Origin of the sequence: Patiriisocius marinus (assembly GCF_008974325.1) — a bacterium.
In the GTDB taxonomy this organism is placed as follows: Bacteria; Bacteroidota; Bacteroidia; order Flavobacteriales; family Flavobacteriaceae; genus Patiriisocius; species Patiriisocius marinus.
This window is the reverse complement of sequence record NZ_BKCG01000002.1, coordinates 74,601-86,461: the sequence shown is the minus strand read 5'-3', so window position 1 is coordinate 86,461 and position 11,861 is coordinate 74,601. Positions and strand designations below refer to the sequence as shown.

Genomic DNA, 11,861 nt, shown 5'->3' with positions numbered 1-11,861 from the left:
AACTATGAACACAAAAACTGCAGCTAGTAATCAGGCTATTGTTAAAAATGTTTTTACAACATTTTTAGAAGAGAAAGGACACCGTAAAACACCTGAACGATACGCTATACTTCAAGAAATCTACGATCAACACGAACATTTTGATATTGAATCTCTCTATATCAACATGAAAAATAAAAACTACCGTGTTAGTCGTGCAACACTCTATAACACTATTGAGTTATTACTAGAGTGTGCACTTGTGCGCAAACATCAATTTGGTCAAAATCAAGCACATTACGAGAAATCGTATTTTGATAAACAACACGACCACGTTATCCTTAACGATGGCGAAGTAATTGAATTTTGTGATCCAAGAATTCAACAAATAAAAAAAACAATAGAAGAAGTTTTTGATATAGAAATCACAAAACATTCGCTCTATTTCTACGGAAATAAAAAAACAACAAAAACAACTACAGAAGAAAAACAATAACGTTATGGCAGTAGACTTACTACTTGGATTACAATGGGGTGATGAAGGAAAAGGAAAAATCGTGGATGTACTTACCGCAGATTATGATATAATTGCGCGTTTTCAAGGTGGACCAAATGCAGGTCACACTTTAGAATTTGATGGTATTAAACACGTTCTAAGAACTATTCCTTCTGGAATATTTCATGAAAAAGCAATGAATGTTATTGGTAACGGTGTTGTAATAGACCCAGTTGTTTTTGTAAAAGAACTTGAAGGTCTAGATCAATTTGATATTGATTATAAAGCTAAACTTATCATTTCTAGAAAAGCTCACTTAATTTTACCAACTCACAGATTACTTGATGCAGCGAGTGAAGCTTCTAAAGGGAAAGCTAAAATAGGCTCTACGCTTAAAGGTATTGGGCCAACTTATATGGACAAAACTGGACGTAATGGAATTCGTGTAGGTGATCTTGAACTAGCTGACTGGAAATCAAAATACAGAGCATTAGCGGACAAACATGAAGCGATGATTGAATTTTACAATGTAGATATTCAATACGATCTTGATGAAATGGAAGATGAATTTTTTGCTGCTGTTAAAACATTAAAAACACTAACATTTATTGATAGTGAAGAATATTTAAACCAAGCAATGAAAGCAGGAAAAACAATTCTTGCTGAAGGAGCTCAAGGTTCATTATTAGATATCGATTTTGGAACTTATCCATTTGTAACATCATCTAACACTACAGCCGCTGGAGCTTGTACAGGATTAGGGATAGCCCCTAACAAAGTAAAAGATGTTTACGGTATATTTAAAGCATACACAACTCGTGTTGGTTCTGGTCCCTTCCCTACTGAATTGTTTGATGAAGTAGGTGCTGAAATGGCAAAAATAGGAAGAGAATTTGGTGCTGTAACTGGTCGCCCTCGTCGTTGTGGATGGTTAGATTTAGTAGCCTTAAAATATACTTGCGAAGTAAATGGTGTTACACAATTAATGATGATGAAAGGCGATGTGCTTTCTGGTTTCGAAAACTTAAAAGTTTGTACTGCTTACAAATACAAAGGCGAAACTATTAAGCATTTACCTTACAACATAGAACCAGAAAATGTAGAACCAATCTATTCAACTTTCGATTGCTGGAAAGAAGACTTAACTAAAATGACTAGTCCAGATCAGTTTCCAAAAGCATTGAATGAATACATCGCATTTTTAGAAACAGAACTAGAAATTCCTATTAAAGTTGTGTCTGTTGGACCAGATAGAACTCAAACTATACATAGATAGATTCAAGAAAACACTTCTTATAAACATATCATATTCCCCTTTTCGAAGGGGATTTTGAAATTTATTAGAAAAAGCTGCGTCTTTCAAAAAACGAATATTTCGGCTAAAAAATTATAACCGAAATATTCAAAACTAGAACATTAGCTATTTGAAAAAGCACCATTACATATTACTTCTTTTCTTAGTTCTTTTTCAGAACTTGTCCATGGCACAAGAAGAAAAAGAGAAAGGAAAAATTGATATCCAATCTGGATATTTAGAAAAAAGACCTGAACTTCCCGAGGCTGTTATTTACACAAAAGATCAAGACGGCCAAGTGTATATTGTACACGAAGGAATTGAAATGTGGTGCAACCAAGCATTTGTTTACCTAAAAGATAATTTTGTAAAAGCTTATGGCGAAGTAAAAATTATACAAGCGGATACTATTACAATGAAAAGTAATTATGCCGAGTATAATGGAAATACTCAGTTTGCTTTTGCTAGTGGCGAAGTAGTTTTTAAAGAACCAAAAACTACACTAAAAACAGACACTTTATATTTTGACCGCATAAAGCAACAAGCTTTTTACCGAAGCGGAGGTACCGTAATTGATACTGCTAGCACACTAACTAGTCGCATAGGAAGGTATTATGCTAAATCAAAAAAGTATCAATTTATTAGCAACGTAAAAATTGTCAACCCAAAATACACCGTAAATTCTCCGCAACTTGATTTCTACTCAGAGTCTGGTGCTGCTTACCTTTATGGAGAATCTACAATAGTAAGTGACGCAAGTACCGTTTATTGTGAACGTGGTTATTATGACACCCGAGGAGATACTGGCTATTTTGTAAAAAACTCTAAAATAGATTACGAAAATAGAACCCTCTATGGAGACAGTATTTATTTTGACCGAAATAAAGGTTTTGCCTCAGCGACCAACAATATTAAAGTATTAGACACCATAAACAAAAGCTTAATTAGAGGTCATTATGCTGAAGTTTTTAGAAAAAAAGATTCTGTATATATTACAAAAAGAGCTGTAGCTGTAACACTAAGAGACAATGACTCAATTTATGTTCACGCAGATACATTGCAAGTAACAGGAAAACCAGAAAACAGAATTTTAAAAGGCTTCTATAAAGCAAGGATTTTTAAAAAAGGACTCGAAGGAGAAGAATCGTTAAGTGGAAAAGCAGATTCCATTTTTGTTAATCAGAAAAAGGGAATCACTAAATTATTAAGAAACCCAATATTATGGAATGGTGAGAGCCAAATGACAGGAGATACCATTCACCTAATCAATAACCTAAAAACCGAAAAACTAGATTCATTAAAGGTTTTTAAAAATGCCTTTAATATTCAAAAGGATTCTATAGGTTATAACCAAGTAAAAGGTGAAATACTCATTGGACTTTTTACTAACAACGAGCTAGACACTATTTACATCAACAAAAATGCAGAAGTGATGTATTACGCTCGTAACGATAAAAAAGAACTTATCGGAATTAACAATACCGTATCTAGTTCTATTGAAATGTACGTTGACAAACAAACGATAAATGGAATTAAATTTGTAAAAAAAGGAAAAGGAAAAATATATCCACTCTCTAAACTCCCCGAAGAAGCACGTATTTTATCAGGTTTCAATTGGCGTGGTGAAGAAAGGTTACTTACAAAAGCAGATTTATTTAGAGGAAAACCAACTCCAATTTTACCGAAAATTAAAGGTATTCCACTTCCTATAGATGAAGGCGAATTTTTTGAAGAACAAACAGAAGAAGAACTTGATCTCCCTGAATCTTCAAAACTTAGCCCTAAAGATTTTACAAATAGACCTGAAGATGAAGCTCCGGAAAAAGGTATAAAAAAAGCTGAATCTGATGGTATTAAGGAAAATGAAGATTAATTAATAGCTACATTGAAAGAAGCATTCTATAAACATCAAGCACAAACAACTCCGCATCCGTTGGGTGTAGAGATCTCGCATGCAAAAGGTTCATATATTTATGACACAGGTGGAAATGCGCATTTAGATTTTGTTGCAGGAGTTTCGGCTTGTAGCTTAGGTCATTCTCACCCTCGTGTCGTCGACGCAATAAAACAACAAGCAGACAAGTACCTTCATGTAATGGTTTATGGAGAATATATACAAAAACCTGCTGTAGAATTAACCCAACTATTAGCAGCCCATACTCCTGCTCCACTAGAAACTACATATCTAGTAAATAGTGGCACAGAGGCTATTGAAGGCGCACTAAAATTAGCGAGAAGAGTAACTGGCAGAGCCGAAATATTATACGCTCACAAAGCCTACCACGGAAACACCATGGGTGCTTTAAGTGTCATGGGATTTGAAGAACGAAAAGAAATTTTCAAACCACTTATTCCTGAATGCAGACCAATACACTTCAATCTTGATTCGTCCATAAACGAAATCTCTAAAAAAACAGCAGCTGTCATTCTTGAAACCATTCAAGGAGGCGCTGGGTTTATTGAACCTTCAGAAAATTTTTTAGCTAAAATTAAAAGCAGATGCCAAGAAATGGGTGCCTTATTAATTTTAGATGAAATTCAACCTGGTTTTGGAAGAACCGGAAAACTTTGGGGATTTGAGAACTACAATGTAGTACCAGATATTCTTGTAATGGGAAAAGGTATGGGTGGTGGAGTACCAATAGGAGCATTTATGGCTTCAAGAGAACATATGACTTCATTACAAGATAATCCAAAATTAGGTCACATCACAACCTTTGGCGGAAATCCATTAATTGCGGCAGCTGCATTAGCTACACTACAAGAAATTACAGAAACTTCCTTAATAGAAGATACTCTCAAAAAAGAAATACTTTTTAGATCTTTACTAATACATCCAGCAATAAAAGAAATAAGAGGTCGTGGATTAATGCTCGCAATAATTCTTGAATCTGGTGATATCGCTACAGAGTTAATCCTTCGGTGTAAAGAACTAAATTTAATTTTATTTTGGCTTTTATTTGAACCAAAAGCAGTTCGCATTACACCACCACTTACTATTTCAGAAGAAGAGATAAAACAAGGTTGTACTATAATACTTACAGAACTAAACAAGCTCAATTCTTAACAAAATAACACAAACACCTGTTTAACAGTTGTTTAAAACCGCTTCTTTCTGTTGATAAGACGTTAACAATAATAACCACTTTTCAACATTTCACTCTCTTTCATTATTATCTTTAAATTAATCGAACCGTTAAATAGCTGCGTATGAAATTGCCACCTCCTAACGAGCACAATAATATATCACTTACCCGTTTTGAATCTATGTTGAAGACGAATAATGTGCTTTTCTTTGACTCAGAAGAGTTTGAAGAAATTATCCATTATTATCTTGAAAATGGTAAAATGGCGCTTGCAAAAAAAGCAACTAAACTAGGTCTCGAACAACACCCTACTTCAATTAATCTAAAATTGTTTCAAGTTGAAATGTTCATTTTTGAAAATGAGCTAGATATTGCTGACCAATTATTAGATCAATTATACCTTATAGAGCAATCTAATGAGGAAATTTATATCCAAAAAGCAAACATTCTTTCTCGCCGTGATATGCATAGAGAAGCGATTGTTCTTTTAGAAAAAGCTTTTAAATTTACAATGGATGAGGCAGATGTCCTTTCTTTAATAGGAATGGAATATTTGTTTCTTGAAGATTATGAAAATGCAAAAGTGAATTTCATGCGATGTCTTGAAGAAGACGAAACAGACTACTCTGCGCTTTATAATATAATTTATTGTTTCGAATACCTTGAAGAAACAAATGAAGCTATTGATTACCTTAATATTTTTTTAGACAAAAATCCTTATTCTGAAGTTGCTTGGCATCAATTAGGGAAACAATATATGCTTATTAAAGAACACAAAAAAGCGCTTGCTGCTTATGAGTTTGCTATCATTAGTGACGATAGATTTATAGGAGCATACCTTGAAAAAGGAAAGGTTTTAGAAAAACTGAAACGTTACGAGGAAGCTATAGAGTGCTACAGCATAACCCTTGGACTAGATGACCCTACCTCTTTTGCATTATTACGAATGGGCAAGTGTTATGAAAAACTAGGTAATGAAGTTTTAGCGTTAGAATACTTTACTAAATGTGTAGAAGAAGATGGTTTACTAGACAAAGGCTGGATAGCAATTACAGATTTCTACTATAGGAAAAAAGATTTTGAAAAAGCCCTTTATTTTATTGACAAGGCAATCAATATTGACAGTGAGAATGTTCAATATTGGAAACGTTATGCTAAAATAAATAGAAAACTAAAGTGGTTTGAAGAAGCTGAAGTTGGTTTTAGAAAAACATTAGAACTTGGAAATTACGAACTTGAAACATGGTTAACACGTTGCGACATTTTAATTAAATTAGGGGAATACGAAGCAGCAATTAATAATGTAAATCAGGCTGCAGAATTTTATCCTGAGAGCGCTGAAATTGAGTTTAGACTAGCTGGCCTTCACTACTATAGAGCTGAAGCTACAGACGGTGCATTTCATTTAAAAAACGCCCTCGATATTGAGTCGGAATTCTTGATTATTATAGAAGAGATTTTTCCTGAAATTCTTAAACTAGAATCGGTCAAAGAAATTATTAAAAACCACAAAAAAGCTTCGCTATAAATTGTATTTTTGATTGCATAACACACTAACCATGCCTTCACGTACATTTTTACAATCCCTTATAATTACTGCAAAAGGACTCGCCATGGGAGCTGCAGATGTTGTTCCCGGAGTTAGCGGCGGAACTATTGCTTTCATTTCAGGAATCTACGAAGAGTTAATTGAAACCATTCATAAATTAGACCTTGGGTTTTTCAAAATTTGGAAAAAAGGTGGATTTAAAGCTGCTTGGTCTGCCTATAACTTAGGCTTTTTACTAGCATTATTTTCTGGTGTAGCAATAAGCATTTTATCACTAGCTAAAATAATAACATATCTTCTTAAAACCCAACCTATTTTTGTTTGGTCTTTTTTCTTTGGACTTGTAATAGCTAGTATAGTTTATGTAGGAAGGCAAATAACAAAATTTGATTTAAAAGTAATATTAGCGATAATTATTGCTGGTTCACTTTCATTTTATATCACATTAGCAGAACCTATAACAGCTACAGATAGTACTTGGTTTCTATTTCTTGCTGGTTTTATTGCTATTATTGCTATGATATTACCAGGATTAAGTGGTGCTTTTATATTATTACTTTTAGGCGCATACACTTCTGTCATTGGTACTATCACACAATTTGGGGATGGAATTACAAAGTTAGATTGGGAGCTTTTTAGTACAGCTTTCTTAAAATTACTAACGTTTGCAATTGGTGCAATTGTAGGATTAAAAGTGTTTTCTGGTGTATTAAACTGGATGTTTAAAAATCATAAAAATCTAACCCTCGCAGTACTTACCGGTTTTATGATTGGAGCTTTAAACAAAATATGGCCTTGGAAAGAAGTCCTAAGCTACCGAACTAATCATAATGGAGAATCAGTTCCATTTCTAGATAGAAGCATCCTACCTTCCACTTATGATGGTGATCCACAAATAATATATGCAATACTATTTATGATATTAGGGTTCGGATTAATATTTTTATTAGAATTTTTCGCAAAAACTAAAACAGCTACGGAATAGCATGCAACCAACAGAAACCTTTACAGATAAGCTTTGGCTCATTTTAAAAGGGCTCTTTATGGGTGCTGCTAACAAAGTACCTGGAGTATCAGGAGGAGTTGTTGCCTTTGTTGGGGGATTTTATGAAGAATTTATCTACTCACTTCAGAAGATAAACAAAAAGGCTTTTGCGCTATTAATTAATGGGCGTTTTAAAAGTTTCTATAAGTATGTAAATGGTAGATTTTTAAGTCTTCTAATTTTAGGAATGATAGTTAGTTATTTTAGTGTTTCTAAAATTCTCGACTATTTAATTGTGCATTATGAACTGTTTGTTTGGAGTACTTTTTTTGGTATGATAATAGGTTCCATCTACTATATTGCAAAGGACTTTGGTGATTGGAATCGTAAATACATAGGTTATTTATTGTGCGGTATCGCTGCAGGAATAGCAATCAGTTTTTTAGAACCTGCAAGAGAAAATGACAACCTCTTTTTTGTATTTATATGTGGTATCATAGGAGTTTCCGGAATGACATTACCAGGGCTTTCTGGCTCTTTTATATTAATCCTATTAGGGAATTATGTTTTACTATTAGTCGACTCAGTAAACGCTTTATTTGATACTTTTTCAGAAATAATTGTAGCTGACTTCTCTTTTATAAATGATCCATTAAGAGTACGTTTACTTAAAGTACTTACTGTTTTTTCTCTTGGTTCATTAACTGGATTAATTTCCCTCTCACACTTACTAGCTTATGTTTTAAAAAAATATAAAAAAGCAACTTATGCTGTAATTATTGGTTTCATTGCAGGCTCATTGGGTGTAGTTTGGCCTTGGAAAACAAAGGTTTTTAGCACTAATTCTATAGGGGAAATTTTAACCGATGTTAATGGTCGAAAAATAATTGCAGATTATAATAGATTTATTCCTTCGGAATTTACAACAAATACACTGATTGCCATTTTATTTATTATTTTTGGTGTCCTAATAGTATTCAGTTTAGACTGGTATCATAAAATTAAAAAGAAAACGAATGGCTAAATACGGCCTTATTGGTACTAACATCAATTACTCCTTCTCAAAAACATTCTTCAGTATTAAGTTTGATTTAGAAAAGCTAGAGAACACCTATGAAAATTTTGACATAGATAATGTCTCTAAATTTGCTGATATTATTAAAAACAATTCTAATCTAAAAGGATTAAACGTAACTATTCCTTTTAAAGAAAAAATTATCCCATTTTTAGATAAAGTGGATAAAGAAGCTAAAGCAATTGGAGCTGTTAATACTATAAAATTCTCAAAAGATGGACGACTTGTAGGCTACAATACAGACCATTATGGTTTTGCAAAAGCATTAGCAGAATTTCCTCCAATAAATGACAAAACAGCTTTAATTTTAGGTAATGGCGGGGCTTCTAAAGCAATTAAATATGTTTTAGATGCTATGGGGTTCGATTACAAAATTGTATCTCGAACACCTTCAGAATCCACAATTACATATACTGATTTAACGAAGGAAATTATTGAGAATCATAAACTAATTATCAATACAACCCCTTTAGGTGTAAGCCCTAATACCTGGGAATGCCCAGATATACCTTATCAACACATAACCAAAAAACATTTTCTCTTTGATCTAATATACAACCCTAGAGAAACTGAATTTCTAAAACGAGGTTTTGGTAAAGGTGCTACAATTGCAAACGGAATGAAAATGCTTGAATATCAGGCTAAAAAATCTTGGAGTATTTGGAGGTCTTAAGGACGTTTTTATCTTCAAAAACAATCGCTTCCCTTTGTATTCTTAACCGTTGTTAGTATCTTGACGAACTTAAATTAATAAGAACTTTAACATTGAAATAAATGTCTGACGAGAACAAGAATATCGAAGAGCAAGAAGAAAATATTTTAAACCCTCAAAATGAGGAAGTTTTTAAAAACGAAGAAACTGAGAAAACTCCTGCTGCTGAGAATATAGTTGAAGAAGCTACCAAAGCTACTGAAGAAGAAAATGAGGATGATAATGGTACTGATGAAGAAGAAGTAACATCGTCTGACGAAGAAGAGCAAGAAGAAGGAGTTACGTCAAATGAAAAAGTTGACTATACTACCCTAAATAAAACACAATTAATTGAAGCACTATCAAATTTAATTGAATCATCTCCAGTTCAAAAAATTAAGGATGATGTAGAGGAAATTAAAAATGAATTCAATTCAATTTTCCAAGAAGAATTAGCAGCGCAAAAAGAAACTTTTATTGCAGAAGGCGGAAATGTTATTGATTTTTACTACGAATCTAAAGATAAAAAAGAGTTTAACACAGTTTACAACGCGTACAGAGACAAAAAGAATGCTTATTACAAGAAATTAAAAAATGATCTTGAAGCAAACTTAGCAAATAGAACAAACTTAATAGAAGAACTTAAAGCGTTATTGGACAATGAAAAAAGTGTTCATAACAATTATAAAGATTTAAAGAATATTCAAGACAGGTGGAAAGAAGCTGGACCTATTCCTAGAGACAAATACAACACAGTATGGAATAACTACCACCACCACATAGAAACATATTACGATGCTTTACATAGAGATCGTGAATTTAGAGATTTAGATTTTCAGAAAAATTTAGAGAAAAAACAAAAATTAATAAAACGCACAGAAGAGCTTGCTGAAGAAAGTAATGTTGAAAAAGCTTTTAAAGAATTACAACTTATCCATAGAAAATGGAAAGAAGAAATAGGGCCTGTTGCAAGAGAATTTAGAGATGAAGTCTGGGATAAGTTTAGTGCTGCAACTAAAATAATTCACGATAAAAAACAAGAAGCTGAAGCTGCTTTAGAAGAAAAGTTCAACGAAAACTTTTCTATTAAAAAAGAACTTATTGGTTTAATAGATAAAGTTAAAGAAGAAACTAAAGATAGTCACGGAGCTTGGCAAAAAGCAATGGATCAAGTTCAAGAAATACGTGATGTATTTTTTAGCGCAGGACGCGTTCCAAAGGAGAAGAATAAAGAAATTTGGGCTAGTTTTAAAGAAACAACTAAAAATTTCAATCAAGCAAAAAATGATTTCTATAAAAGTCAAAAAAATCAACAATTTGAAAATTTAGAAAAAAAGAAGGCTTTAATTGAAATTGCAGAAGCGAACAAGGACAGTGAAGATTTCGAAAATGCTACGAACCTATTTAAAAAAATCCAAAGCGATTGGAAAAATATAGGGCACGTTCCAAGAAAAGATAGTGACAAAATTTGGAAGCAATTTAAAGCTGCTTGTAATCATTACTTTGACCGCCTATCTTCCATTAAAGAAGACGCTCAAAAAGGGGAAATGGAAAATTTCGAAAAGAAAGAAGCCTTCCTTAAAGTATTAGACAATCTTGAACTAAGTGGAGATCATAAAGAAGATATTTCTACTATAAAATCTAAAATCACAGAATGGAAAACACTTGGTCGTGTTCCATTCAAAAAGAAAAATATTGAACAACAGTTTAATAAAAAACTTGATGAGTTATTTGGCAAATTAGATCTTGGGAAGAAAGAAACTGAACTTATTAAGTTTGAAAACAAATTGAACGCCATGGCTTCCATGAATGATTCAAGACAATTACAAAATGAAGAATTTTTCATTCGTAAAAAAATTGATGAAACTCGTGCAGAAATAAATCAACTTGAAAACAATTTAGGATTCTTTCAACATGTACCAGATGATAACCCTATGGTAAAAGATGTTTACAAAAACATCGAAAGACATAAAGAACAATTGAGCTTATGGCAAGAGAAACTAAATAAAATTAAAACGCTTAAAAGACAACAAGCTAAAGCCGAAGAAGAATAAAAATGAAACCGTGTTTACTTTGTAATAAAACGGATACTATTTTATTTTATAAACATAAAGACCGCACGTTTAGCAAATGCTTAACCTGCGGTTCTGTGTTTTTAGACCCTTTATTACTCCCTTCTATAAAAGATGAGCAAAATCGCTACCTACTGCATGAAAACCATGTAGAAGACCAGGGATATATTCTGTTCGTAACCCCATTAATTGAAGAAATAACGTCGAAAATAGTTAGAAATACAACCGGATTAGATTTTGGATCTGGCCCCACTCCTATTATTGCTTTATTACTAAGTGAACTAGGTTATGAAATCAAAAAATACGATCCGTTTTTCTGCAACAAACCCGAAGTTTTTAATCTGAAATATGACTTTATTGTAAGTTGCGAAGTTATTGAACACTTACACTCTCCATTAAAAGAATTTAAAAAACTCTATGCTTCTCTTAAGCCTGGAGCTATTTTATTCTGCATGACAGATCTTTTACCTTCAAAATCTAAATTTGGAAATTGGTATTATAAAAATGATTTCACACATGTCATATTTTATTCTCAAGAAAACTTAGAGTGGATAAAAGATACTTGTGGATTTAAGTCACTGGAAATAACTAATAGAGTTATCAAACTTATAAAATAGTAAAAATTAACCTAGCG

10 protein-coding genes are annotated in these 11,861 nt (G+C 32.6%); all 10 read left to right on the top strand.

Annotated features, from left to right (window positions below):
* The first annotated feature begins 4 nt into the window (after positions 1 to 4).
* The 10 genes from GBH57_RS05385 to GBH57_RS05340 all read left to right on the top strand — a co-directional run bounded on the left by GBH57_RS05385 (position 5) and on the right by GBH57_RS05340 (position 11,844).
* Positions 5 to 475 carry a Fur family transcriptional regulator gene (locus GBH57_RS05385; RefSeq protein WP_151673054.1) on the top strand — a complete coding sequence of 157 codons (471 nt, stop codon included), beginning with the start codon at positions 5 to 7 and terminating at the stop codon, positions 473 to 475.
* 4 nt (positions 476 to 479) lie between these two features.
* A complete protein-coding gene (locus GBH57_RS05380) occupies positions 480 to 1,751 on the top strand; it encodes an adenylosuccinate synthase (RefSeq protein ID WP_151673053.1) in 1,272 nt (423 codons plus the stop codon).
* 205 nt (positions 1,752 to 1,956) lie between these two features.
* Positions 1,957 to 3,642: an OstA-like protein gene (locus GBH57_RS05375; protein ID WP_151673052.1), complete on the top strand. Its 1,686-nt coding sequence runs from the start codon at positions 1,957 to 1,959 to the stop codon at positions 3,640 to 3,642.
* A gap of 12 nt (positions 3,643 to 3,654) precedes the next feature.
* Complete coding sequence (locus GBH57_RS05370) at positions 3,655 to 4,836, top strand: aspartate aminotransferase family protein (protein WP_151673051.1); 1,182 nt, start codon at positions 3,655 to 3,657, stop codon at positions 4,834 to 4,836.
* A gap of 143 nt (positions 4,837 to 4,979) precedes the next feature.
* Positions 4,980 to 6,383 carry a tetratricopeptide repeat protein gene (locus GBH57_RS05365; protein WP_151673050.1) on the top strand — a complete coding sequence of 468 codons (1,404 nt, stop codon included), beginning with the start codon at positions 4,980 to 4,982 and terminating at the stop codon, positions 6,381 to 6,383.
* A gap of 31 nt (positions 6,384 to 6,414) precedes the next feature.
* Positions 6,415 to 7,389: a DUF368 domain-containing protein gene (locus tag GBH57_RS05360; protein WP_151673049.1), complete on the top strand. Its 975-nt coding sequence runs from the start codon at positions 6,415 to 6,417 to the stop codon at positions 7,387 to 7,389.
* 1 nt (position 7,390) lies between these two features.
* The gene (locus tag GBH57_RS05355) at positions 7,391 to 8,413 is read left to right on the top strand and encodes a DUF368 domain-containing protein (protein ID WP_151673048.1); all 1,023 of its coding nucleotides are present in this window, start codon (positions 7,391 to 7,393) and stop codon (positions 8,411 to 8,413) included.
* Positions 8,406 to 9,137, top strand: coding sequence for a shikimate dehydrogenase family protein (locus tag GBH57_RS05350; RefSeq protein ID WP_174844028.1), 732 nt, complete (start codon positions 8,406 to 8,408; stop codon positions 9,135 to 9,137). The genes GBH57_RS05355 and GBH57_RS05350 overlap by 8 nt, the downstream gene beginning before the upstream one ends.
* A gap of 101 nt (positions 9,138 to 9,238) precedes the next feature.
* Positions 9,239 to 11,209, top strand: coding sequence for a DUF349 domain-containing protein (locus GBH57_RS05345; protein WP_151673046.1), 1,971 nt, complete (start codon positions 9,239 to 9,241; stop codon positions 11,207 to 11,209).
* 2 nt (positions 11,210 to 11,211) lie between these two features.
* The gene (locus GBH57_RS05340; protein WP_151673045.1) at positions 11,212 to 11,844 is read left to right on the top strand and encodes a class I SAM-dependent methyltransferase; all 633 of its coding nucleotides are present in this window, start codon (positions 11,212 to 11,214) and stop codon (positions 11,842 to 11,844) included.
* Positions 11,845 to 11,861: the final 17 nt, after the last annotated feature.

Excerpts from the sequence above, each read along its gene's own strand:
- GBH57_RS05385 (WP_151673054.1), top strand. The coding sequence starts at position 5 with ATGAACACAAAAACTGCAGCTAGTAATCAGGCTATTGTTAAAAATGTT.
- GBH57_RS05380 (WP_151673053.1), top strand. The coding sequence starts at position 480 with ATGGCAGTAGACTTACTACTTGGATTACAATGGGGTGATGAAGGAAAA.
- GBH57_RS05375 (WP_151673052.1), top strand. The coding sequence starts at position 1,957 with ATGGCACAAGAAGAAAAAGAGAAAGGAAAAATTGATATCCAATCTGGA.
- GBH57_RS05365 (WP_151673050.1), top strand. The coding sequence starts at position 4,980 with ATGAAATTGCCACCTCCTAACGAGCACAATAATATATCACTTACCCGT.
- GBH57_RS05360 (WP_151673049.1), top strand. The coding sequence starts at position 6,415 with ATGCCTTCACGTACATTTTTACAATCCCTTATAATTACTGCAAAAGGA.
- GBH57_RS05355 (WP_151673048.1), top strand. The coding sequence starts at position 7,391 with ATGCAACCAACAGAAACCTTTACAGATAAGCTTTGGCTCATTTTAAAA.
- GBH57_RS05350 (WP_174844028.1), top strand. The coding sequence starts at position 8,406 with ATGGCTAAATACGGCCTTATTGGTACTAACATCAATTACTCCTTCTCA.
- GBH57_RS05345 (WP_151673046.1), top strand. The coding sequence starts at position 9,239 with ATGTCTGACGAGAACAAGAATATCGAAGAGCAAGAAGAAAATATTTTA.
- GBH57_RS05340 (WP_151673045.1), top strand. The coding sequence starts at position 11,212 with ATGAAACCGTGTTTACTTTGTAATAAAACGGATACTATTTTATTTTAT.